Origin of the sequence: Sphingobacterium deserti, assembly GCF_000757725.1 — a bacterium.
Taxonomy (GTDB): Bacteria; Bacteroidota; Bacteroidia; order Sphingobacteriales; family Sphingobacteriaceae; genus Sphingobacterium; species Sphingobacterium deserti.
Genome location: NZ_JJMU01000066.1, coordinates 133,040 through 156,756 on the forward strand (window position 1 = coordinate 133,040; position 23,717 = coordinate 156,756).

General features: G+C 46.2%; 29 protein-coding genes. 1 reads left to right on the forward strand and 28 read right to left on the reverse strand.

Annotated elements, in window-relative coordinates; all coding sequences use genetic code 11:
- Positions 1 to 11: 11 nt before the first annotated feature.
- The 5 genes from DI53_RS17950 to DI53_RS19775 all read right to left on the reverse strand — a co-directional run bounded on the left by DI53_RS17950 (position 12) and on the right by DI53_RS19775 (position 4,070).
- On the reverse strand, positions 12 to 371 hold the full coding sequence (locus DI53_RS17950) for a response regulator (RefSeq protein ID WP_052072555.1): 360 nt from the start codon (positions 369 to 371) through the stop codon (positions 12 to 14).
- Positions 372 to 649: 278 nt separating this feature from the next.
- Positions 650 to 1,024, reverse strand: coding sequence for a response regulator (locus tag DI53_RS17955; protein WP_037503052.1), 375 nt, complete (start codon positions 1,022 to 1,024; stop codon positions 650 to 652).
- Between the two features lie 706 nt (positions 1,025 to 1,730).
- The gene (locus tag DI53_RS17960) at positions 1,731 to 2,600 is read right to left on the reverse strand and encodes a hypothetical protein (protein ID WP_037503056.1); all 870 of its coding nucleotides are present in this window, start codon (positions 2,598 to 2,600) and stop codon (positions 1,731 to 1,733) included.
- A gap of 106 nt (positions 2,601 to 2,706) precedes the next feature.
- Positions 2,707 to 3,483, reverse strand: a complete 777-nt coding sequence (locus DI53_RS17965) for a DUF4099 domain-containing protein (protein WP_037503061.1) — start codon at positions 3,481 to 3,483, stop codon at positions 2,707 to 2,709.
- An 11-nt stretch (positions 3,484 to 3,494) separates the two neighbouring features.
- Entirely contained in the window at positions 3,495 to 4,070 is a 576-nt protein-coding gene (locus DI53_RS19775) for a M23 family metallopeptidase (protein WP_052072556.1), read from the reverse strand.
- Between the two features lie 145 nt (positions 4,071 to 4,215).
- Between DI53_RS19775 and DI53_RS17975 the strand changes: the two genes are divergently transcribed.
- Positions 4,216 to 4,440 (forward strand): hypothetical protein, encoded by a 225-nt coding sequence (locus DI53_RS17975; protein WP_037503064.1) that lies wholly within the window; start codon positions 4,216 to 4,218, stop codon positions 4,438 to 4,440.
- Positions 4,441 to 4,497: 57 nt separating this feature from the next.
- On the opposite strand, the gene DI53_RS17980 is transcribed toward DI53_RS17975, so the two are convergent.
- The 23 genes from DI53_RS17980 to mobC all read right to left on the reverse strand — a co-directional run bounded on the left by DI53_RS17980 (position 4,498) and on the right by mobC (position 23,356).
- Positions 4,498 to 5,307 carry a DUF4099 domain-containing protein gene (locus tag DI53_RS17980; RefSeq protein ID WP_037503067.1) on the reverse strand — a complete coding sequence of 270 codons (810 nt, stop codon included), beginning with the start codon at positions 5,305 to 5,307 and terminating at the stop codon, positions 4,498 to 4,500.
- A gap of 262 nt (positions 5,308 to 5,569) precedes the next feature.
- The gene (locus DI53_RS17985; protein ID WP_037503070.1) at positions 5,570 to 7,561 is read right to left on the reverse strand and encodes a type IV secretory system conjugative DNA transfer family protein; all 1,992 of its coding nucleotides are present in this window, start codon (positions 7,559 to 7,561) and stop codon (positions 5,570 to 5,572) included.
- A gap of 45 nt (positions 7,562 to 7,606) precedes the next feature.
- The gene (traN, locus tag DI53_RS17990; protein ID WP_037503073.1) at positions 7,607 to 8,446 is read right to left on the reverse strand and encodes a conjugative transposon protein TraN; all 840 of its coding nucleotides are present in this window, start codon (positions 8,444 to 8,446) and stop codon (positions 7,607 to 7,609) included.
- Positions 8,447 to 8,466: 20 nt separating this feature from the next.
- Positions 8,467 to 9,642, reverse strand: a complete 1,176-nt coding sequence (locus DI53_RS17995) for a conjugative transposon protein TraM (protein WP_037503075.1) — start codon at positions 9,640 to 9,642, stop codon at positions 8,467 to 8,469.
- Complete coding sequence (locus DI53_RS18000) at positions 9,639 to 10,046, reverse strand: hypothetical protein (RefSeq protein ID WP_131555366.1); 408 nt, start codon at positions 10,044 to 10,046, stop codon at positions 9,639 to 9,641. The genes DI53_RS17995 and DI53_RS18000 overlap by 4 nt, the downstream gene beginning before the upstream one ends.
- Complete coding sequence (traK, locus tag DI53_RS18005) at positions 10,024 to 10,644, reverse strand: conjugative transposon protein TraK (RefSeq protein ID WP_037503080.1); 621 nt, start codon at positions 10,642 to 10,644, stop codon at positions 10,024 to 10,026. The genes DI53_RS18000 and traK overlap by 23 nt, the downstream gene beginning before the upstream one ends.
- 5 nt (positions 10,645 to 10,649) lie before the next feature.
- The gene (locus DI53_RS18010; RefSeq protein ID WP_037503082.1) at positions 10,650 to 11,783 is read right to left on the reverse strand and encodes a TraJ family protein; all 1,134 of its coding nucleotides are present in this window, start codon (positions 11,781 to 11,783) and stop codon (positions 10,650 to 10,652) included.
- A 4-nt stretch (positions 11,784 to 11,787) separates the two neighbouring features.
- Positions 11,788 to 12,291, reverse strand: coding sequence for a hypothetical protein (locus DI53_RS20205; protein WP_131555368.1), 504 nt, complete (start codon positions 12,289 to 12,291; stop codon positions 11,788 to 11,790).
- Between the two features lie 293 nt (positions 12,292 to 12,584).
- Positions 12,585 to 13,265, reverse strand: a complete 681-nt coding sequence (locus DI53_RS18020) for a hypothetical protein (protein ID WP_241462472.1) — start codon at positions 13,263 to 13,265, stop codon at positions 12,585 to 12,587.
- Positions 13,266 to 13,273: 8 nt separating this feature from the next.
- Positions 13,274 to 13,930: a hypothetical protein gene (locus DI53_RS18025; protein WP_037503084.1), complete on the reverse strand. Its 657-nt coding sequence runs from the start codon at positions 13,928 to 13,930 to the stop codon at positions 13,274 to 13,276.
- Complete coding sequence (locus DI53_RS18030) at positions 13,927 to 14,607, reverse strand: hypothetical protein (protein WP_241462473.1); 681 nt, start codon at positions 14,605 to 14,607, stop codon at positions 13,927 to 13,929. Before DI53_RS18030 ends, DI53_RS18025 begins: the two co-directional genes overlap by 4 nt.
- 1 nt (position 14,608) lies before the next feature.
- Positions 14,609 to 15,271: a TraG/VirB4 family ATPase gene (locus tag DI53_RS18035; protein WP_241462474.1), complete on the reverse strand. Its 663-nt coding sequence runs from the start codon at positions 15,269 to 15,271 to the stop codon at positions 14,609 to 14,611.
- Entirely contained in the window at positions 15,268 to 16,929 is a 1,662-nt protein-coding gene (gene ltrA / locus DI53_RS18040; protein WP_037503086.1) for a group II intron reverse transcriptase/maturase, read from the reverse strand. Before ltrA ends, DI53_RS18035 begins: the two co-directional genes overlap by 4 nt.
- Before the next feature lie 127 nt (positions 16,930 to 17,056).
- Complete coding sequence (locus DI53_RS20405; protein WP_157836798.1) at positions 17,057 to 17,215, reverse strand: hypothetical protein; 159 nt, start codon at positions 17,213 to 17,215, stop codon at positions 17,057 to 17,059.
- Between the two features lie 299 nt (positions 17,216 to 17,514).
- Positions 17,515 to 19,476 (reverse strand): TraG family conjugative transposon ATPase, encoded by a 1,962-nt coding sequence (locus DI53_RS18045; protein ID WP_052072558.1) that lies wholly within the window; start codon positions 19,474 to 19,476, stop codon positions 17,515 to 17,517.
- Positions 19,448 to 19,750: a hypothetical protein gene (locus tag DI53_RS18050; protein WP_037503090.1), complete on the reverse strand. Its 303-nt coding sequence runs from the start codon at positions 19,748 to 19,750 to the stop codon at positions 19,448 to 19,450. The genes DI53_RS18045 and DI53_RS18050 overlap by 29 nt, the downstream gene beginning before the upstream one ends.
- Before the next feature lies 1 nt (position 19,751).
- The gene (locus DI53_RS18055; RefSeq protein WP_037503095.1) at positions 19,752 to 20,066 is read right to left on the reverse strand and encodes a DUF4134 domain-containing protein; all 315 of its coding nucleotides are present in this window, start codon (positions 20,064 to 20,066) and stop codon (positions 19,752 to 19,754) included.
- 29 nt (positions 20,067 to 20,095) lie between these two features.
- The gene (locus DI53_RS18060) at positions 20,096 to 20,407 is read right to left on the reverse strand and encodes a DUF4134 family protein (protein WP_037503098.1); all 312 of its coding nucleotides are present in this window, start codon (positions 20,405 to 20,407) and stop codon (positions 20,096 to 20,098) included.
- Between the two features lies 1 nt (position 20,408).
- Entirely contained in the window at positions 20,409 to 20,651 is a 243-nt protein-coding gene (locus DI53_RS18065; protein ID WP_131555370.1) for a hypothetical protein, read from the reverse strand.
- Positions 20,652 to 20,746: 95 nt separating this feature from the next.
- Positions 20,747 to 21,124: a hypothetical protein gene (locus DI53_RS18070; protein WP_037503103.1), complete on the reverse strand. Its 378-nt coding sequence runs from the start codon at positions 21,122 to 21,124 to the stop codon at positions 20,747 to 20,749.
- Positions 21,117 to 21,755, reverse strand: coding sequence for a ParA family protein (locus tag DI53_RS18075; RefSeq protein ID WP_037503104.1), 639 nt, complete (start codon positions 21,753 to 21,755; stop codon positions 21,117 to 21,119). The genes DI53_RS18070 and DI53_RS18075 overlap by 8 nt, the downstream gene beginning before the upstream one ends.
- A gap of 18 nt (positions 21,756 to 21,773) precedes the next feature.
- Positions 21,774 to 22,937 (reverse strand): relaxase/mobilization nuclease domain-containing protein, encoded by a 1,164-nt coding sequence (locus DI53_RS18080; protein ID WP_037503109.1) that lies wholly within the window; start codon positions 22,935 to 22,937, stop codon positions 21,774 to 21,776.
- A gap of 8 nt (positions 22,938 to 22,945) precedes the next feature.
- Positions 22,946 to 23,356, reverse strand: coding sequence for a plasmid mobilization relaxosome protein MobC (gene mobC / locus DI53_RS18085; RefSeq protein ID WP_037503112.1), 411 nt, complete (start codon positions 23,354 to 23,356; stop codon positions 22,946 to 22,948).
- Positions 23,357 to 23,717 lie beyond the last annotated feature (361 nt).

Sequence of the window (23,717 nt, forward strand, 5' to 3'; positions counted from 1 at the left end):
TTTACATATGATTACAGCACCCTATTCATAAGTGCTTTCACTTCATATATATCAAATGGCTTGGCAAGATAAAAGTCCGCGCCAGCAGAACGAGCAATTTGTTGGCCGTCTATACTAGCGGAAATACAGAGAATGCGTAGATCTTGGAACACTTCCTCACCTCTTAACGCCCGTATTATATCTTCACCTGAACGTTCAGGCATCCAGAGATCAATAATAAGTAGCTTCGGTATACATTTTTTCAAACGTGGAAATAACAAGCTGCTGTTTGTTTCAATAGCAATCGACGCGCCCACATCTTCTGCTATCATCCCCAAAATCTCTGCAATGTTTTTGTCGTCATCACAAATAAACACATCCTTTTCCATCATTGTATTATTTCTCCATTCTTTATCATTCGCGACAATCAAACAAGTAATCCAAGGACCTATATTTAACTCGATACAACTTGTTAAACAATATCTGGTATTACAATTTAGAGTCCATTCCTTTAGAAGAATAAGATTTAATTGAAAATGAGGTACTTTTCCAAATCATGCAAGTACTTAGCTACAGAAAAACTGTAAAAAACGAGCTGTAGGACGTATTCTCTTTATAAAAATGAGGTGAGCGGAGAACACTTATAAGCGTGGCAAATTACAAAACCTTCTTAAGCAAGGAGACGAGGATTTTCTTCAGATACAATAGCCAAGATATCGGCAATATCGAAAGGCTTAGGTATAAATCGATCAGCACCAGCATCCAAGGCAATTTTCTCTCCATTGATACTCGCGGAAATACATACAATGTATAGCTCACTAAACGAACTATCTGCCCGTAGCATCCGAATTATCTTATCACCTGACAGTTCGGGCATCCAAAGATCGATGATTAGAATCTGCGGTTTAGTATCTTGTAATCTAGCATATAAAAAGGTACTGTTGTTCTCTATCTGCACTGGTCTACCAGCGCTTTCTATTATCAGTCCAAGCATATTCGATATGCCTGTATCGTCGTCACAAATGAATACGGTATTTTTCCCCATCAAAAATTTTCTTGCCCCTGTAATCACAATAATAGTATTAAAGACTCGAATTCACCGTTACAACATACAAAAACCGTACTTAATCCAGCGCTTAACGTATTAGTAACATCAAATAGCTTGTGAACATCCTAAGAACAGATCTCTGTGATGAGCGATAGAAAAAAGATTTATGATACGCCTTAAATAACAAGTAAACATTGGAGATTCCAAACGATAGCCGTAATCTTGATGCCAATTCTATAATGTTGCGGGCGATATGTTTAATAACAACCGTTTAGTCTTACTATGTAGCCAATATGGAACTTTTGGCTTTTATACCAAATTTCTGTCATTAATTACTCATTTAATTTCACTCAATAATTGGAGTTTAAAAACTATTAAGTCTTCTTTTGTAGAGAGTTGATACATAATAAAATATTTATTCAGTAGATAAAATTTGAAACATGCTCATTTGAATAGATCAAATGGCGTAATGAAGGTGAAGCATCAAAGTATTTCCGAAATACAAAAGTCAATTGCTACTCCTTCGACTAATACTGTCACTCGGCATTTATAATCTGGAGTTCCGATTTCCTTTACTGGAAGCCTTTTACCATCTAAGTGATAGTGCGGAGAATCGGAAGGAAGATTAAGCGTTGCATAGCCGGATACCCTGATCCGGTCTATGCGTTGCAATATTTTATACATGCAAGTATTGCCTAACTTCCTATCTAGATCTTTTCGCCGATGGTGCTTGCTCGACATCCTCTCTATTGGCCTCGATCTTCGATTCCGATGTTTCTCTGCCTGCCGACAAATCGGCTGCTCGAGGGACTTTCACACTTTGCGTTTTATCTTTCGAAGCAAAGATGGCCTCATCTCTTACTTCCCTTCGATCTTTATCCAAAATATCGACCGTCTTCATTTGCGGGTTCGCAGCAAGTGTAACGGGTATCGTACGCCGGCCAATCTGCAAGTCTGCCTGCACAATATTTCCGTTGCGTAGTGCTTTGGAAACTTCCTGAAGCTTTTCAGCATCTTTTAACCCTTTAATCGGGTATTTTTTCAGTGAAGCTTCCAAATCATATCCATACTCTGGACGAAAAGTACGCATCGGATGGTTACCGTAGGCATCTTTCACTTCTAGATTAAGCTTAAACCAAACAGGCGTTCTTTCCTGATTTGGAGCATTTTCGCGGTTCGGTTCATTTTTAGTTCGCAGAAAAACATCATTCTCTATGGCCTGACCCGATAGTAATTTAAAAGCTTGTAAGGCCGTTACACGATAATCCCGTTCGAGATTAAAAGTTTGCGAGCGAACAACGGGATTATCCTTCTGATGTAAAGTGACCTTGTAGTCATTTAGGAAATACATATCGCTGTCCTTTGATCTATTAAAATTGATGTCAAAACTGAGCTTTTCCGTCCTAGCCGCTTTGGGATCAACGCTATCTAGCGGTCTGTGGGTGGTTTGGATGCCCAGACTAAAATTTGGTATTTCACGTCGAATCGCTGTTTCCAGCACTTCGTTTAGCTTGTTATCAAAACCAAGGTTGTCCAATGTTTTTTTGAGGTACTCTAAATTGTTCTCGTTCATGAGCTAATGGATTAAATGATAAAATGAAATAGATTGGGAATTGATGTCACTCCAACCGGTGACTGATTGGAATAAAATTTTGTAAGAGATTAAATTTAAGTAGTGGCTAGCGAGAGCGAAACCGCTCTTGCTGCTCATTAACCTGTAGATCAGCAGCGGCCAAATGAGGAAAATCTTTCTTGAGCATCATTTGCAAGGCGTTTTGGTAAGAGCTGCTATTATAGTCTAGCTGTCTATGGAAGCCATCCTGAAGATTTTTGAGCTCATTAAGCATAACTTGTCTGACCTCGGTATCCTCCTGAAAACTCAGGATCACTTTTTCCGTATTGGATAAAATGCCTTTGGGTTCTGAAACGCGGTATTGCACGGTGGTATCATCATAGATGGTTACTTGCTTTCCAAGTCGGTAAGCTTCACGTTGATCCACATCCAGCTCTTCGCCATTAATCATCACAGGCGCTATTACACGAGCAGCATCATAGGCCAAGAATTCACGCGTTTCGGCGTCGTACTCCACCACCATATGCTTAACTCTATCATCGTCTATGTTTAGCTCTGCCACATGACTCGGTTTTTCACCATCCATTAGCGCTCCCATAGTCTGTTGATCGAGCAGATAATGCGGCTGGGGACTTCGGTAAACTGGATGGACTAGTAGTTCGACTTCACCTGAGTCTGTTCGACTAAGGGATAGCTTCGCCTCCAACCGAGCGATCCGCATGCTATTAAACTGCACGTCGCTGATTGCAATTAATGCAGAACGTCGTCCGGCAAACATAGCCTCCAAATTATCGTTATCGATAGCTACCTTTTCATTTTTGAATAGATTTAGTGATTCTAGCGCTTCACAGGGAAGCTCTGACTCTTTAAATAAGTAGTGCATAGATTTAAGGATTAATAGTTTAGAAATTGCTTCTGCAGTGCTAGCAGGAACTTAATTGGATCAATATATTGGGTGCTGATCCGCACACTGAAATGTAGGTGGACTCCCGTTACTCTACCCGTTCGTCCCATGATGCCGATATCCTGTCCAGCGCGCACCTTGTTACCGACGTCCACAAGGCAAGCAGAAAGATGCCCATAAATACTGTAGACTCCTCCATGATCGATACAGATAAACCTACCTAGAATTTCTTGCTCTCCGGCCTGAACCACCATGCCGTCATAGATTGCCATTACAACGGGGTTATCAGCGATTAGGTCAACGCCATTATGAAAACTCTTGTTTCCAGTTACCGGATGTCTGCGCATGCCAAAATGCGAGGTTATCTTCGGTGTGCGCAGCGGACTACAAACAAAGATCGAAGCTGAAGTATCGACCGAAAGCGTGTTACGATCAAAAAGAACCACCTGCTGTACGTTATCATTTTCAGGTGTTGTGAGGCTGTCCTGTTCCTGCGCGTAAGCTTTTGCAACTGGCGCAATACAAGATGCTACCAGTAGAAGAGCGTAAAGAAAAAGTTTAACCATAATAAAGGAGATCAAGTATTTTTTATGCACTTAAAACCAAATCGCATCCAGTAGCGTAGATAGGCTTAATCAAAGAATAAATAGTACCTTTGTAGCGACCAATATTAATATATCTTTTATTAATGAATTTTAACCTAATAGCATTATGGACAGAATAGGTGGAAACAATCCGCTAAGGCAAATGGTCCTTCGCGGGAAGGCACGGGAAGATTTCTTCGCATGGCATAAAGCGAACTTCCAAACGGATCCCGTTAATGTGGATCTATGGCTAATTGGCTTGCAACTAGAACTATTTAGCCAGTTTTTTGGAAAAACAATCCGGCATGCCAATGATTTTTATGAAGCACTGGATGCTTACAACAAACAGTAAGTCTATGGCTGATTGACTCGCAACAGGAACTATTTAGCCTAAAGACAGCATCCCAAACTAGCGAGAGCGACTGTTCCCCTGATCCCGCTGCTTCTCCTTGTCTAGATCATATCCAGGATCGGCAGCATAATTCTGGAGAATTACCGGTTTGTTTCGCTCTCGCTGTTGCATATCCTGAAGCGCTCTTTGATAGCCTTCGGTATAAGGATCTTTTTGTCGGGACTTACTACCGAATAGATTCCGGAGACTACGGAGCAATAAATAAGAAATACCACCATCAAGGACGAGCGAATACATCAGTGCTTCCCGATTCGAGGTGACGCCACTGCGGCTACTTGCTCTGCGCTGTAGGCGTGTGCCATCCGAAAGTTCAACAACAGATCCATTTCTGTATTGCTCTTTCTGCAAATCAGACAGCTTCTCGCCATTGATCATCGCCGGCACTCTAATTTTATCCGGGTCGGCAGCGATAAATTCTCTTGTTTCCGGATCGTACTCAATGACGTACGATTTACGCTTACCGTCATTTTCCTGATAGGTTTTCTGTACATGTGTCAGTTTACCTTGTTCAAGCAGCTGCGCTTCGGCATCCAGTAAAAGCGGATGTTTCTTTATATCACGGTATATGGGGTGGAGCTGTAGCGTGATATGTCCATCTGGCATTCTTTCCAGCGACAGTTTAGCGTCCATCTTTTTGATATGAATACCATCAGCATTTATATCTTGCAAGGTAATGAGATCCGTACGATGTCCTGCCAATAATGCATCCATATCGGCCTCAGACAATCTTGGTTTGCCATTATTGAGCAATCCCAGTTTACGTAATTCTCCTACAGGAATATCCTGTTCATTAAATAGATTATCCATAATAAATGACTGTTTTATTTATTACTCCTGTTTATCAGCGCCTGTATAATTTCAAGGGTTCGCTGTCTCAGCTTCTTCACCTGCAAGCTTTGTAAAAACATACAACGGTGGACCAGTTAAGGCCTTTTGACCCGTCAACCATGGAATGTAGATTGATCTGTCTACACTGAGCCTATATTGAAAACACCAATATCAAAAGGAAAAAAAATCAAAACTGTACCTCCAAACAGAAATACGTTATTAAGCTATCCATTTTCGCGAACTATGCATTGTTCGCTGGACGATATCCCATCACAATCTCTGCGACTTCGGAGTTGATATGGGCAAAATTAGCCAGTAGGATTTCCTCCTTTTTGCCAGCAAAATCATAAAACACCGGTAGTTCACGATATTGCGCTTCCTCCTGCTTGATCGCGTTCACATCTAAATTGATCCGGCAGTTAATCGCTGATGGCTCATATTTGCCTGTGTAATCCTCTACAGCGTCCGAGGCCAGCATACCGACAATCTCCCCTGCTTTGAGGGCGGCAATCTTTCCCGCGGGGATGAGCGGTTCCAGTCGTTCGGAAATCGATACCGACGTTCTTGTCCGATCTATGGATAGGCTTTCGCTAACCTGTTTCACCTTACCAAAGATGCGTTCCAGCCAGTCTAGCGTCTCTTTATTACGCACCGATCCAGAAAGTACATTGCCCACTACTGCAGTAATCGATGTTGCCGTCTCCTTGCCGTACTGCTGCTTAAACTGCGGTAACTCTTGCAGCCCCAGCAGCACAGCGACCAGATTACTACGCGCTTGAGCGATCAAGTTTTCTATCTTGTGCGCATATAGCGTCGGCGCTTCATCGATAATTAATCCCACGGGTTTATTTCCTCGGGAGTTTACCAAGCGCGTGATACGGTTTAAAATGACCGAGTAACAGGCCGAGTTGATGCTCTGCGTGTTAGGATCATTGGCCAATACCAAGATAGACGGGTTGCGCGGGTCACTGATCTTTAACTCAAAATCATCGTCTGAAAACACCCAAAAGGTTTCTTTAGTAGCTAGGCGGCTGATAAACACCTTAAGTGTTCCCACCTGCCCTTCGAGCTGGTCAAAGGCCCTTGCCTTGAAGGCCGTCATAAAGGGAGAAAGCAAGGATTCTAGTTCCTGATTTGAAAAAAGCACCGTGAAGATCTCCTCATAAGACCGGTTGAGAAAGGCCAGCACATGCGGAAAGCTGGAATAGCGCCCTCCTTCGTGTTTGGCAAAGAAATAGATACAGGAAGCTAGAAAGTTGATCGCCGATTGGGTAAAAAACTGGTCACTCCCCCCCGACTTATCCCCTTTCTTCATCGCTTCCACCAGTGCCTCGGCTGTTTCGGATGCATCAGCCAAAGATTGCAGGTACTCGCTGCGCCAAGGGTTAAGTCGCCTACTCTTCTCGGGCTCGGTGAGATTGACCACATGGAAGTCATAGTCCTCGCACTTACCCTCCTGCTTAGCCAGCAGGTAGTGATAGTAGGCCACCTTTCCCAGATCGGGAAACTTAAAGTCATAGATCAGCATAGTAAATTCCAGCGCCACAAACTGGCGGATCACCGGCATCACCACCCCAAAACTCTTCCCGCTACCCGGGGTGCCGATCAGTAGCGTCCCGCGAAACACATTCTCCAGCACCACATAACCCTTGCGCACTTTCCCTTTATAGTAGAACAGCATCGGAATGTTGACCACAAAGCGTCCGACCTTGGGTTTGGTGCGCTGCATAAAGGATTCCCCTTCGATGTTCCAGCGATCCTTTCCCAGCCTTGTGCTGATCACTTTGGACATATTGTCTAGTGCTAAATGTAGCAGGATTGTTCCCACAATGGTAAGCAGTACATATGCACCTTTAAACCAAGAAATCGCAGCGACAGTTGTATCTCCAAGCTGATTAAAAACCAAAATAGAGAGTAGAAGAAAAAGCAGCCCCAAACAAAAAGGTAAAGCAATGGCCTTTCCAATCTCCAAATCCTTCTTTTTACGACTTAACGTTCCAATCGATACCAGTGCAATAATCATAAGCGTAAAGAGCTTGGAGTAGAATGGATGCTGGTAAATCTTGAATGCCAGGAGCTTTGCCAAGATCATTGCGGTGGCGTGACGAGCGCTTCCAGCAAGCTCTAAAATATAGTCAGCACCAACAAAACACAAGATATCGAGCAGTACAAGCAAATAAATACCAAACTGCAAAAAGCGGTGCATGGACTGCTGCTCTTTAGATTCTTCCATATAAATTAGTTCTAAGGTCAAACAATAGCCTATCAGCAGCTTTGCCTAAAATGTATCGGCGTCAAGGATATCCTTGTACTTGACTTTCAGATCAAGCGTTCGCCCAGAAAGCTGCTTTTCTGACAGCTGAATATGCAATACCTTATTCGCCGGAAAGGTCATTTTTTTCAGCACATAGATATTCCGAAAGCTTCGCTTTAACGCCCCGTGCCCATAGAGCTGCCAGATAGGTTCCACCTCCATAGCCTGCACATTGGTGGCCTTGGTGATCTTGCGGTCTTCGATCTTCATCCGCATTTGGTCAATATCATAGCTTAAATTTGTGCTGTTAGTGGCCGTAATATCTAGTAGTACGAGATCACCGACCGTGTAGACGGCATTTAACTGCATCGCCACGCCATGTGCTTTAATCTTCCGCAGCGGCCGATGCTTACGACTGGAAAGCATCGCAAGGACATGCTTACGAAGTTCACTTGTTGGAATAGAAGCCTTGCCGACCAGCGGCTTGATCTCCTCAGGCGAAATGCTGTAACTGGCCGGAATAAAAGAACTGCCTGCCCTGTCGCTGAAGGAAAGTTCATACTGCGCCATAAAGCTCTCACCAACCACGGTAAGCACGCCGAGACTTCCTTCAGAGTCGGAAGATTCCTCCGCTAAGGAATCAGGCTTCCACTTTAAGCGGAGCACATTTTCTTGTGGGAGATCGCCCATCACCTGGCTCGAGGAAATGTCCACATAACTGATCGGTTCGGGTGAAAGGATGTGAAGCGACACCTCTTTTTCCAGCAAGATCTGCGGCAACTGACTTCTGAAAGTTTCTGGCTGCTGGGCAAAAAGGGAAAGCGTGGCAAAGCATGCCAGCATAGATAGCAAAAATGATTTCATAGAAAAATATGTGAATAAATTTAGAACTGCGTTTTTAATTGCTGGGGATCAATCAGGTAAACGATTGTGCTGTATTTGATCTTGGCCTTGTTCTGGCGGATCATCTTACTGACCGCTGTGCTGGTAGACTGGAACACTTTCTGCACCATGCTCATAGCCAGTTGGCTGTTAGTTTCCATCTGCTGCATGGTGATGCCCTGCGAGGCATTACCGCCAAGCTCCTTGGTAAATTCCCGAAACTCGGAAGCCGGCACGAAAAGCCCGCGCATGCCATCATGGTCGTAAACCTCTAGATTGATGGGCAGAATTTGCTCGCCGATCATGGCTGAGGTAATCGTGAGGTTAACGCGCTGTCCTGTAAATCCGGAGATCTGTGCATAGAGGTAACTACCTTTTTTTATCGGCACGCTGCCCGCCACGATGTCTTCCAGCAGCCGTATACGCAGGCGCGAACCAACATAACCGGTGATGTTTTGATCGATTATGGCCGAGATAAGGGTTTCCGATTTCGCGGGGATGACCGTATTAAAGCCATCGGTATGTCCCTTAGCCTTACTGACCGTTAACGCAGGTTGGGACTTGTTTAAAGCCAATTGCTCTTGCTCCAAATCTCTCCGCTGCTGCTCGGCCTGGTAATCAGGATCGTTTGCTTTCCCCATACTATCAACCAGCGCCATTTGCCTGCGAAAAAGGTCCATGGGGTCATCGCCAACCTTGTTCGCCTCGGCAGGAGCTGAGATCGGTGGAGCGGACAGCCTTGCCAAAGCTTCCTCCATCGTGCGATCTTCCACATCAAAGGAGGCTCTTTGCGTGGTTGCACTTGGAAATCCTTTTTCCTGCGCTGGGCTATACCTATTTTTCATGGCGCGATCAATTGAGTCGAGCATTTGCCGCTCGCGCATATTGTAAAGCGTCCCCGGTACCTCCTCCTCCGTTTCTTCTTCTTCGATCAACCCAACAGCGGTATAACCATCTGCCTGACGATACTGGTTCCGGTAAGCATCGAGCTTTCCCGAAAGTGCTTTCTGGCGCACCTGATCCGATACATCGGCAACGCCTGTCTGCAGGGAGTCCTCGCCCACTTGAGGCAGCTCCTGCTTATCGAAAGTAGACTTGTAGATATAAAAGAAGATAAACAAAAAGGGAAGCAGGATTAGCGGCACGACGTACCGCGGTTTATTAACATCTATTTTCATGGTAAATTATTTTTAGATTGCATAGATCGCTGAAGGGATTCAAACTCTTCAAGCGCAGCAATAAGTGCAATACTGTCCGAGGAGCTCAGGCTATCCTTTTCGATCAGCGCCCCTATTTCAGATTGTAATGCTAGCACCCGGTTAAGAGCTCCATAGGTTTCTGCAATGGAGGGCAGTTTGGCACCAAGCGTGTCAAGCACAACGAGCGAAGAACGCGGCTCAAAGGCAGCAACATTCTTATTTACCTTTCTCACGCTAAACACCCAAACAGCGGAAATCACCATGCAGAGTAGCATTCCTGCAAAAAGATAAGCTGGATAGCGAGTGAGCACGAGCGAAAACTTCCTCTGCAATTCATACCACAACCTATCTTCTAGGGGATTAGAGTGTATTCTTTTGGACATTTTGTAGATCTTTATTTTCCAGTGTTTTCCATTTGGTGATCAGTATCGCATGGGGATTGTTCTCCGATCGAATCTCTAGATCACTCAGGTAACCTTCGGTGACTAGGGAACGTGTGATGGTCGAACTACGCCTATCAATCTTTTGGGTGCCGTAGAAACGGAAATAACGGCTCGGTAGATCCAGCACGATACTGTCTGTACGAATGGTCAACACGGCACTGGAGGAAAGAATAGAGTTAAAAAAGCCTTTCTCCTTAAGATTGTTATACTGCAATGCACCACTCTCATCAATTAGGTACATTGCCTGCTTCATCTGATATTCAATAAACTTATCGTCCGGCGTTAAGGAGAAGAACAAACTATGGAAGCGTCCAATGTGCGAGCGGTATTCTGCTGCACGGTTCATCTGCACATCGGTTTGTGAGGCGCGCATCGGGACATTCCCCGAATCCATGATGTAAATGCTCTGCCGTGCCGAGGCTACCTGCATGTAGGCAAAAAAAGAAACGATCATACTGATCAGCAGGGATGCGACGAGGCTTCCCCCTGCAATAAAAGTGGCAAGGCGTACCTTACCCTCGATGTTTTTAATAATCATAGCAGCTATTTAGATTTACCAAGAAGTCTTCCCGCAAGCCCGCTCATCATTGGCGCATGGCGTCCCATGGTAGAAGCCGCGGAAGATGCCCCCGAAGTCGAGACAATCCATGTCGAGATACTTGGGACGGTAAGCATGGTCAGGGCACCAATAACAAAGGTGACGATCACGATACCAAAGGACAGCAAACCATTTCCAAGGAACCAAGCTATCTTTTCCAGATCCGCGCCATCCGTTCCGACCAATACCTGATAGCGGCTGATCTCGGCTTCCATCGCATAATGCTGGAAAAGCGAAGCGATATACATCACCAGATAGGCTACGCCGGAATATAGGTTCACCGAGACGAAGCGAGCAATCCAGGTTGAAAAGGAATCGCGGAATGCTGGAAGGATACTTGCTGCCACGGCGAAAGGACCAAGAATAATTAAGATTGTTGAGAAGATGATCTGAATAATAAATATCACGTAAACGCAAATCCGTAGCAGCCAAATGGCCAACGTCTCGACGAGCGAAGTCATCATTAACTGAAAGCCCGCCTGCAGGCGATTCCGCATCTCTACAATTGGGTTCCATACCGAAGCAAAGCCCTCCTTGACGCTAGACTGCACCGATTCCCAGGCATTTTCGTACCAAGTATCTGCCTCGGTCTTTGCCGTCTCGGCCTCTGCCTGTACAGTCATAATCTGATTGGAAAGGTCTGCCATGAGTTTAGCACGTTGCAAACGAAGGTTGTTGATCTCCGTCTGGCTACCATCGAACATCGCCTCGGTCTTGACTGCGACAATATCCGTCGGATAGGCCACAACGCGCATAAAAGTCGGCCACCAGAGGATCACCATGATGAGTCCAAAGGGGCGCAGCAGCGGCATAACCTCCAACTGCTTGTCTCCGGCCATCATTTCATAGGCCCGGATAGAAAAGAAGATCAGCATGAAGATTGCGCTGAGCGCTTGTGCATCGCTAGTAAAGGCGTCATAATGCGTCCAGATCGTGTTCTTCATCTGCTTTAAAAAGTGCATCATTCCTTCCTCGTAGATCCCATTCCCTTGCAGGAAATTAAACGAATCCTTGAAGGAATCCGGCACCGTTTGCACTTGCAGTAACGGCATAATGCCCATAATGGATAGTAAGCTCATTGGGTTATAATTTAGCGCGTGAAAGAATATCGTCGGCAATTTGCAGATCCGATTTACCTCGGGCCGCCATGGCCACCGTACTGTTTTCCTGCAGCGCGTTTACCTTACCTTTGATGGACAGATACAGCGATGCACGCTGCCGCTTCGTCTCCCAGATAGCCAGTAGTTTTCGATATTCTCCCAGCATACGGTGATAGGCGATTATCCGCGATCCCCGATCGAGGTTGGTTGTTCGCACTGCTTCTAGCCGTTCGCGGAGCATCTGGCTTTCTTTCCGATACCAATCGGCTGATCCGCCCTGCTCGACGTAATCCTTCACGGACGGTTCAAGTCCTGCAAAAAGATCGGCCTCGTTAAATTCCAGTAAATCTTGAAACTCCTTTTTATAGTAGAGCTGCCAAAGGGGATCGGTCTGGGAGGCGATTCCCGCATAATTAGCGGTCTCGCTTAAGGCCGTATTTCGCAAGGTATCCGCATGGAGCTTGTAGGCCTCCTCCGTGCTTTTCATGGCAGCTACCATTAGCAATCTTCGGGATTGCGGCCCACCAGCACTAAGCGGCCTAAGATCCGTCTTGGGATAATTGGGATGCAGTCCCCAGGTGAGCCAATACTGATAGTTCAGGCTCAGAAATCCCCTTGTGGGGGTAAACTTTTTGCGGTGCCACTGCTTAAATACCATCCGTTCCTGCTGGTTGACCACATGCTTATCCGTCTGGTACTTCACGTTTTGACCATGCAGATCAAAGGAGAAAGCACAGAGTAATATATAAAGCATTACTTTAAATAACTTAAACATAAAACTTATTTTAAAAGGTTATACTGAAAAATGATTTGATCCACCAGTTGCCTATCTCGATTGATAAAAGATTGAAAAGGATTCAGCGCAGGAAGTATACCGCGAAGCTTCGCCCAATACATTGCTCGGTGCACACTGAAGCAAAGTGAGCGCATAACGCGCAGCTCCAAAAGTATCTTTGCCAGTAGCGCATCCCGCTTCTCGAAATCCATTAGTACATTACTGCCCTCCTTAAGCACAAAGTCCGAAACCTCGGAAACCAGCCGAATGCCTCGATCTTTCATCTGCATGGTTACATCCTCAGCGAAAAGTATTAGATGCGGAGAGCCCTTGACCGCTTCCAATATACTATTACACTCCTCAATGATCTCTGAGGAAATCGATCCGACTTGCTTGAGCATAAGACCGCTCTTCAAGGCCTGGTCAACCTCAGTCAGCGCGCCATGAATCATCCACTGCACCATCACTACCGAGGAAAGGTTGATATTGATGTCGTCCAGCCGATTATTGATCGTCTTGAGGTACTCATGATGCGTAAGTTCAGCAGCCGAGCGTACCGCTGCGTTCTCACCAACGATTGCTAGATGCTTGGCATCGTAGACGATCGTAACGTAACTCTGCGCAAAGGTCACATGTAAACCAAATAAATATATCGCACATATTATTAAATATTTAGCCAAACCCATATGCACTACTATTTAAGTTGATCAATCTTGGAAAGTATATTGTCGACCAGCTGCCGGTCTCGATTGACAAAGGCCGAAAATGGATTGTTTACTGAACTAGCATGCCGCAATTGCTGCTGGTACATGGAATTTGCAAGTCCCCTTGAACTTCCCGCAATCAGTCGCAGTTCGGTGAGCACATGGCCAAAGAGCATCTTGCGGTCACTTGCCTTCATCTGGTTAACGTCACCGATAGAAATCAGCAATGCGTACAGATAGCTACTGAGCTGTGTGGCTTTACCTAAAAGGTCAAGCTCTACCTGATAAGCCATGGCAATCAGGATAGGGTCGTCTTTTGCCAGCGTAAATATTCGTGCCTGCTGATTTTGGATATCAGCGATGATCGGCCATGTCTGCATGCCGATCTGCGCGGCATCGATCACTAGACCAAGCGTATGAAAACGTTGCTGCAAACGCCTGTATTTCTGCTTGAAGGTTGCCGTCTTTCCGCGGTTTACCTCCTCATTTGCCGTGGTTACCGTCTGCCGGCTAAAAGCCTCATTCTGCCTTTCATTCTCCGATTTACTTTCGGCAACCAGCTGGTGAATCAGTTCCACATTCAGTTGAGAATAGGAACTTTTAATACCTATAAGCAAATAGATTATAATAATTAAAATCCATCTCATTGCCGGAGGTATTTGGCGTTGCGAACAATATCGTCCGCAATGCGGGTATCCATATTAATAAAGCCTGCGTAAGGGTTCAGCGATTGCAGGATGCCGCGCTGTTTTGCCCAGTACATGGCTCGGTACATTCCGTATGCCACTCCGCGCAAGATGGTCATCTCCGAGACGATTCTGTTGAGCAGCTTCGCCCGTTCGCCTGAGTCCATGAGATTATTTGCACCGCCTTTGGTCACAAAGCTTGTTACCTCTGAGGCGAGCGCAATGGAGCGGTTCTTAAATTCCATCGCGCCCTGCTCGGCAAATAACAGCAGCGTAGGATTGCTACCGGCAAGCGTGATCGCTTTATTGGTGTCCCGCAATATATCAGTTCCGATCTGGGTAATATCCTTTATGGCTAGTAGGTTTCGCATGATCGCAGAAACCTCGCTCAGCCCTTTGTAAATCTTATCCTGCATATCATTCACGATAACCAGTTGCCCCGTTACGGCAAGCTGCCCACGCTGGATAAGCGTCAACCGCTCGTTGGTGTTGTCTAGCTGCTGGTCAATAATGCCTGAATGCACGGCCGTTGCCGCCGCTACTGCCGGATCAATATAGATCTGCGCGCGCAAGAGCGGCGCCCAAAATAGAGCGAATAAAAAGATAAATAACTGTTTCATATAGCTATTGATTAACATGTTAGTGGATTATATCCGTGCTGGAAAGCGGAGTTCCGAGCGCATTGACTTTCTTCACAAAATCGCCTAGTGATAAGGAGCTAGCATTCATATCCTGCACAAATACTTCAAGTGCTTGCTGGTAGTTTTTATACACCTCGACATAAGTCAATACGGCGTTCTTCTCCGGTTTCTCTGTTGTATAAGTAAGGTACTGCTCGAGCGAAACCTCTACGCCATAAACTTCGCCTGTGGATCCTCTGCGGATATAGACCTCCTTGAATCGTCCACGTCCCTCCTTGTTGTCCAGCTGATTTATCGTAAAGATCTTTCGGCGCTCAGTCTCGGTAATAGAAAGCAGTTTGGCAATGGCATCGTAGTTTTCGCGGAACTTAGACTGATCCAGTAGGCAAATCGTATCCGAGTTGGCAAGGATACTGTCCTTGACCACCGGATTGCCCAAGATGTCGCCCAGCTCTTGGGTCACCACAATCACCTCGCCCCAGAATTTCCGAACCGTTTTGTAGAGATACAAAATGTAGCCCGCCATCAGCGGACTGGCAATAGCCTTGTCGGGTAGGTCAGCGGGATTGCTCCCGCCTTCCCCCCTAAGAACCGTACGTGAGAGTTTCCCCTCATACGGCTCAAGCAACTTAAAATTCCTGTATAGGAAGCAGCTCATCATAACTTCAATTTTAATTGGTGATAACTCCTGCGGCATTCGTCATGGACGAGGAAATTTCTCATCTGACCATTTTCCATGAGGGCTAAAGTCCCCCATTGGAGATTACGTCCAATCAGTTTACCGCAGAAGGGACACACACGGTTTTGCCTTTTCCATAACTGTAGCAGGGATTTCTTACCACCAAGTGTTTCGAGCATTTTATATGCCTCCCTTTGGTCAAAGTAAGGTTTCCATTCAAGGTCATAGGGATTAGCATCCTGCTTAATCTGAACATGACGGAGGATTTTAGTGTCATACATCCTTTTAAAAGAGAAAACTTCGTTCTTACCCTTATAATCGGGTGTATCCACTGCAAACGTCCAGTTTCTGTTTTTGACTTTGCGGAAATACTTAGATGAAATCCAGTATCTCCCCTTTTTAGGATGCCTTCTTATGGCCCACGCCCACAGTTTTTGGAATATCAGGTAATCTGCTTTCCTGAAAGTTTCGGATGCTACACAGCTTTTGTAGTAGTTTGCCCATCCCATTATAATCGGGTTCAATTGTCTAATGAGTACGTCCTGCCGACTTGTTTTATTGGCATTGATAATGTCTGCCACCTTATCGGAGAAACGTTTCAGACTGTCCTTGGACGGTTTGATCAGTAGCGTGCCGTTTTCATATTTACGGATATTGAAGCCCAGAAAATCGAATCCTTCGGTTATATGCGTTATCTTGGTCTTTTCCATTGAAAGCTCTAAACCTCTTTCAGAAAGAAATTCCTTGATAAGTGGCAATACCTCGTTTTCGAGCTGTTCTTTGCTCGTTCCCGTTATGATGAAATCATCGGCATAGCGTACAAGGTGTATCTTTGGATTTATGATTTCCAAGTTCACCTGTCTTTTCCTGAACTTCTGTGCAAGTAGATCCTGCAAACGATCCAAGGTCAAATTGGCAAGGGTCGGGGAAATAATACCTCCCTGTGGGGTTCCTTCGTCCGTAGGGAACAGCTTCTTTTCAAAAATGAAACCACTCTTTAACCACTTTTGGAGCATTAACTTGTCCGTTGGGACATGGTTCAGCAACCAGTCGTGGCTTATGTGGTCGAAGCATCCCTTGATGTCGGCTTCTAAAACCCACTGTGGAGAGACCTTCTTTGAGAGCAAGCCGAAGCAGAGAGCCATGGCATCTGCTGTACTACGTTCCTTTCGGAAACCGTAAGAATGGCTGTCAGCCATAGTTTCTGATACAGGTTCCAGTGCCATCAGGTATAGTGCCTGCATAGCTCTGTCCTTCATAGTCGGTATCCCCAATGGACGTAATTTCCCGTTCTTCTTGACAATGTTTACTCGTTTTAACGGTTGAGGTTGGTATCCCCGTCTTTTCAGGTCACTAACTGCCTGATACTTGGCATTTGGCGTAGACCATAGTACTCGGTCTACACCTGCCGTGTTTTTACCTTTGTTTGAAGTTACACGCTTCACCGCCATAGCTTTGGCGTGAAACGAATGCGTCAGCATCCATTGCAGGGCTTTCACCTTGTTATGTCTGCCTTCTTTCTGAGCTTTTACAATACGTGCTTGCAGCTTTCGGACACGTGCTTCGCATCTGTCCCAGTCAATGCTGTCCCAGTTGTTTGCCATGTCGGCAGGTGCACACGCTTTTTTAATTACGTTCATTTGCTTTCCTCCTTTGAAAGTTCTAAAAGTGTACTGTAATAAGTTACCGAGTAGAAGTCTGCCCGCTTTCGCGTGGAGTGACGTTTAAACTCCTATCCATCCCATTACAGGATGGCATTCGCTTTCTCTACATTCCTTTACCCGCACCGCCATCGGCTTGCCTTGCGGTTTGCTTTCCTGTCAGCCATGACAGGGACGGTACGGGCTTACCGAGTTCCGCATAAGTGACGTATGGGTGGGTTAGGCTCCGTCTATCCACCGGCAGTGCTCTGTTCGTGTACCCCATGCATGGACGGGGGTAGCCGACTGCGTCCCATTTTGGGTTAAAGCCTATCAGTATCTTTTGGCTTATTCGAAGTTACGGCGGTTCAAACGACGGTTCACTTATGTTAGCCATACCACCCAACCTTGCACCCAGACCCCGTGATACTGGGGATCGTTGCTCCACCTCACGGCTTCAGCTCCTCCTTTTCAGGAAGGGTTCGTTGTCCCGACAGCTTCACACAACACCGTTACCAGTGATGCATGTGTCGGTAGGTTACCGCTGACGAAACAGCGGGTCTGGTCGTCATGCCAGACAATCACTTATGCGACATCTCGTCGCACCCATGCCTCTTCGATGATAAGGGCTTTGCGCTGGTCACGGCGGTGTCGCATCTTTTGCAGGAAAACATCCATAATAATCAGCGTTACGATTGGAAATAAAACCTTATTTTCCTTCACGTTATCTATTTCAAAAACAATAAAAGGTTCAAAAAAAAGCGAAGCATCCGCCTGCTCATTAAGCACCGTACCAAACTCACCTCCTGTATGGAATTTACGCAGCACATAGCGGTACTCGTCTAGATCAAAGGTGATCGCTTCCTGCGCCGTAATCTCGCTGATCCGATCTACCGAGTAGCTATAAAAGGAATCAAAGTTTAACACCTTCGGTCGCGAAGCGTCAGCATCTTCATCCGACCAGAAATAAGCATAATAGTAGGAAGAAAGCACATTAGAAAGCACGGTATCCTCGATCTGGCTTAGCTGCCCCTCAGGCCCTTTCCAAAGCAAAGCAATCAGCGTCTTCAGGAAATCCTTCTTTTCCAAATTATACTCCTTTTGGGAGATGGCAAAGGGATTCATCGAGATAGGCTTCTCCTCGGTGTAAGTAATGTACTTCCCACCGTAGTAGCTGCAAAGTCCCGAATAACTATCTCCGGTATCTACGATCACTACGTCCATGTTATATAGGCAATACTGCTCCAACAGCGCGTTCATGTAGAAGGATTTACCGCTCCCACTAGGTCCAAGCGTAAAACGCGATCGGTTATTGGTTCGGCCCGTTCGCATGGGCAGGTCAGAAGGATCGATACCAACTGGAATACCTTGCCGATCGGTAAAGCGAATAAGAAAATCTGACTGCTCATCCTTTTGCAAGTATTCCTTAAAAAAGAAACAGATCGCTGCATCGGATGTAGTCAGGAACCAGTCATAGGCTTTCAACTCCACACCGTTACCCGGCAGGCAGGTACGAAAAAGTTCCATTTGGTTGTAGGCATTTCGCGAGGGAATGATTCCCTGCTGAAAAAGTGCCGCCTCTATGTAGTTTCCCGCTTTAGCAATCTTATCCGTATCGGCGCAGATCAGCATATTAAAATGCGCATGCACCAACAGCTGATTCTCTCGCGATACATCCACCAGCAGCTGATCGATATCTTCCACGCAAATCAGGTTGGCCGGGTCGGGCACGCCCGAATGACGCTTACGTTTGAGTTGAAGCTTGTTCAAAGTGAGTTGCTGAGCAGGAATTTCCACCAGCTGGTTATAAATCAGGCAGTGATAATCCGGCACCTCGTGAAGAAAGGAAAAGTTATCCTCCGGAAAATTACGCAGGTTGCCATCCTCCTGCCGAGTGCCATGCGTTGCAGCATCCTCGGGCAGATCGATGGTGTCGGTATCTACTAGGCTAATGCTGCGCAGCGCGCGATCGCCGACGAGCAGATTTCTATCGCCCGCACGGATATTATCCAGTACAATCTTATCCGAACTAAAATCCATCGCTAGCATTTGGCTCACGTAGCGATTAATTTGCTGTTCATCCAGCGGTTTGGGATTAAGCCCTACCCCTTCCAGTAGATCAATCACCTTATCCACCTGCTGGGTAAAATCGAGCAAAGCCTTCGGACTGTATACATAAAAACGACCCTTTTTGATCTGTTTGGTGATAATGAGATAGGTCGATAGATCGGTATAGGCTCGACCCTGAAAATGTTTATTGTATTTCTGCTGAAGAAATTCAGCGGCCTGTGGCGCGTCATATTTCCTGCGCGAGAACACGTCCTGCTTTTGGATGATATGTCCTTCGCCCAAAATCTTGATTAGGTTGAGTAACAGCTGGTGATAAGCTGTGTAGGGCTCCGGATCGGCGCCATGCTGCATGGCGAGGTTACGCATCTGCAGCAGCACCGAAAACTCCCCTTTCTCTCCGTAGAGTAGCGTATGGCTCCCCTGCTTTTCCATCCCGATGTAGGGCAACTTAAAGGTTTCGCGATGTTGTTTTGCCATAGTGTTTCAGCTTAGCTTGGTGAACAAATAGCGCTGTGCTGCGCATTTTAACATGCAGGCCGCCTTTCTGGCGCTGAAAGGTAAAGGTCAGTCCACCTGCGATAATAGCAAGCGTCACCACGGCGCCGAGGTACATACTACTGAGCGCGCCCAGTAGGCCTCCGCCTACCAGTCCGATCACCAGTGATCCGATCCCCCAACCGATGAACTTGCCTTTAAACCCGCGGTAAACAAGGGGCCGCTCGAGCCCCTTGTAAATTGCATACCTGCGCATACTAAACGCCGAAAAAGGCCTTAATGACCACGGATACGAGTACCAGGAAAAGGCAGGAACCGCCCCAGCCCATAAGCTCCTTGTTGATGTCCTGATCACCCGAGTTCCACTTGATGTACACACGAACCCCGCCGATGATCCCCACCACTGCGCCAATGGCAAGGGTTAGGGTCGAAACCGGATCGATGTAACTGGTCAGCGAGGAAGTTGCCGCGTTGATCCCTGTTGTTCCACCGCCTGTTTGAGCAAGCAGCGACTCGGATACAACCATTACCGCCATAGCGGTAGCAAACAGTTTTCTGGTCTTTACTGTCATGGATAAAAAATTAAAGGATGAATGGATTATTAAATGCCGTAAAGGGCCTTTAGAAAAGCGCTGACCAAGGTCAGAAAGAGGCAGGAAAACACCCAGCCCATCACCTGCGCATCGATGTGGTGGTGACGGCCGCTCTGCCAGTTTGCATAGATGCGCAGTCCGCCAAGTATGCCGGCAATGGCGCCCAATACCAGCACGAAGTCCGAAAGTGCATAGTACCAGCGTCCAACTTCTGCGCTGACGCCATAAAATTCAGAAAGTCCTGGCTGTGCGAGTAGCAGCGCAGGTATAAAGAAAAAGGTGCTTATTAGGATTATTTTAAAGCAATTGGTTTTCCGCATCCTAGTACGGAATGGCACGGGTATGCTCAATCAGGTTATCCTTGGCTAGGCGCATTAGCTCACCGAGACTTACTCCGCCCGTTGATTCTGCAACCGAACTGATCGCCGTCGATGGTGCGGATGCGGACTGCATTTCGGAGTTTGATCCAGTCGACTCCTCTTCCCGATCTGGTAATTCCAGCTTGATCAGCTCCGGCACCACATCATCTTCAAAGTAGAGTTTCTCCTCTGTGGGTGCAGTCACAGATACTTTGCCGACCAGCCAGCGGTCATAGAGCAGATTGATAACATAATAGATGAGGTACGCCAGTACCAAGCTAAGGGTAAAAGTAGTCCAGCTCATAGTTCTGTATTTTTGATGGTTTCTTGAATATGTTCAGCGAGCCAAGGATGCTGCTCGAGGTAGCGGTGCAGGCTGTAAACGATAAAGCGGTTCATATCGATGTTCTTGGCAAGTTTGATGCGCTTAAGCAGGTTGACGGTGCGCGCATCCAGTCGGATCATGCTTTTCTCGGAATATTCAGGTTTAAAGTCTTCGATAGCCTGAAAAAATGCTGCGGCTTGTTTCTCATGCGGATCGGCTTTGGCTTTCTTGGTACCTCTCGGCCTACTTGCCTCTGCTTCTTCAATAACCTTTTTTGTAATCCCCTTGTCGGGTAGCTCTTTCGTCTTCAGCTCATCACGAATCTGATCAGCAAGCGAGCGAATGTTACGCATCGTTGCCCTCTCTTTCGATATAGGTCTCATAGATCTCACCCAGCACAGGAAGCACGACAGGCAAAAGGATGGCTGGAATGCAAGTGGTATCCACCCGCTGAAAGTCGATCCTGTCCGGAAATCCTTTCCCGACGTAGCCAAAGCCAGCCAGCGCCTTATCCACCTCTAGCCTAGTTTGGTATTTAACGCCGCTTTTAAGCCTATTGGGAATAAAATGCAAGGAAGCCGAGGTATTGATCTTGGAGACGACCATAGCAAATAGCAAAGTCGAATCGACCGAAAACTGGTCATAGCCAAAGGGACAAAGGATAAGATCACCAGCCCGGATTACCGGAATCAGATCGTCGTCATCCATTTTGCCAGGCAGATCGATCAGCACGATCTCATCTGGATTCTTGCTCAGCACGGTCATTAAATCCGGAAAATCAGCAAGGTCGGCAGCCAGCACTTCATAGGAAAACATGTTTTCTGTAAGCTGCGCCTTTTCATATTTGGAGGAGATCGACTGCTGGTAATCCATGTCGAGGACCGTAACGGGCCGATTTTTGTTAACGGCAAGGTAATTGGCCAGTAGCAGTGTTACGGTACTTTTCCCTGCTCCGCCTTTCTGGTTTCCTAATAAGATGACCATAATGATCCATTTAAAATGTTAGCGTTTTTTTGTTGATTTTTTGTTCTGGCGGTTTCGTTTTTTACCATGTACGGCCTCATCATCCACATCATCCGTGAGGTTCAGCCCTAATATTGGTGATATTAGAGGTTCCTCTACGGTCACGCAGACTGCTGAACGGTCATGCTTGTCCATCGCAGAATCTTGGTGCTTGCCCTTTGCCCGTGGCTCGCCTTCACTATAGGTTAAAGCAGCCGGACACTCGCTTTTATCCTCCCTTATTCTAGGCGAGGTCTTCTCCGCGGTGCTCATTAGTCGTGCTAGCGGATAGACCTGACTTCCCTTGAATACATTATTTTTGCTATAGTCAATGATGGTATAACCGTAGGGTAGCTTTCCACTAGCCGAGTGGAAAACAAAGTGTAGACCGAATCGTAATGCTAGCTTACGCGTCAGCTCAGAAGTAAAGATTCCCTTTTCCTCCTCGAGCTTCTGATCAAACTGATAGCGATATTTATCGATCAGCGCATAGATTTGCTTCTCTCGGGCGGAATCTTCGCTGTACTGCCTTATCTGCTTATCAATATCTTCCCAGCGCACTTCACCAAGCAATTTTCCAAACTTGAAAAGTTTGAGGAGCTGATCCTCTTGGGTTAGCGTGTACCCGCGGTTCTCCAGTAATGTTCGAAACTGCGCTCTTGTAATGAAATTATATCGTAGCGCATCAGTAAGATCTTTCTGCATTTTATGAAGCGCATTCTCGCCAAGAATCTCGTTGAGCACTTCATAGGCTCGGATCTTTTCGAAACTGTTATCGATCTTTTTACCCTCTTTACCTACCCTTGTTGATACGATATGCACATGATGATTAGCGGTATCGCTGTGCAGGATCACTAGGTATGGCTGCTCGCCGTACCCCATCCCCTGCATCCAGTCATGTGCCACAGCGCTGAGTTCGCCGGTCGCGTGCTGTTTGCCTTTTGCAGAGATCACCACATGTAACTGCGGATACTTGATGCGGGAACTCATCGAAGAAACGGCCTCGAGATAATTGATATAGTCCTGTGGCCGCAGCTCCGTTAAACCTTGAAGCGCATCGAAGTTACGCGTACTGAGTAGCTCCCCCTGATCGGAATCCACCTTATTGGTGTTATAGCGCACCCCACCAAAGCTGGTTGATTTACGAAGAAATTTAACGATCATATGCGCGGCTATTTTTTGATGGCGCGTAAAAGATGTCGCCAAGTTATGTCCAATTGCTTCTGAATTGCAGCGTGCTCCTCTAGCATTTTTTTAAGTTCCTCGGCTACATGGGGATGCAACTTACCTTGCTTGGCTAGCACATTGGCATGTCTTGCCAGTTGATTCAAGTTGTTCCCGATCCGGCCAAGTTCAGCTCCTTGACGCGAGAGTTCTCCTAAAACTTCCTTCACATTGACCATTGTTACCTCGCCGCTAGCGAAGATCTTCTTTCGGATGAGCTGCATGCGGTTCATGCCGCTTTGCGTTTTCATCAGGTTAAGCTCTTCCAGCTCGCTCTCGGTGAGCTTAATAGTGACCACACGCAGACGCTTAGGATAGTCCTTAGCAGGCCTGCCCCTTATGTTAATTGGATCAGTCATCGGTATATTGATTAAGGTTTAAGAGGAAAAACAAGTTGCGCCGTTTTTCGATCCTTTCGGTTTAGGCTGACCACAGGTCGGGCGAACCGGAAAGGCAAGGAATTTTTGGGTGCACCCAAAATACAACTTGCTGCTAACAAAACAAGAGTGGGTTTATGCCTTTGGTTGTTTTGTGTTTTGACACACTTGCAGGCTTTTCTTTCACTTTTATGTGTTGAATGTAATGCCTTAGTATTTTTGGAACTAGCGATTTTTTATTAAGTGAACTCAAAAACATTGAACCCAATGTCTTGTATTACGCTCTAATTGTATTTAAAATCATCGATTTTCGCCTCGGAAGGCTCATCACTCAAATAGGCAA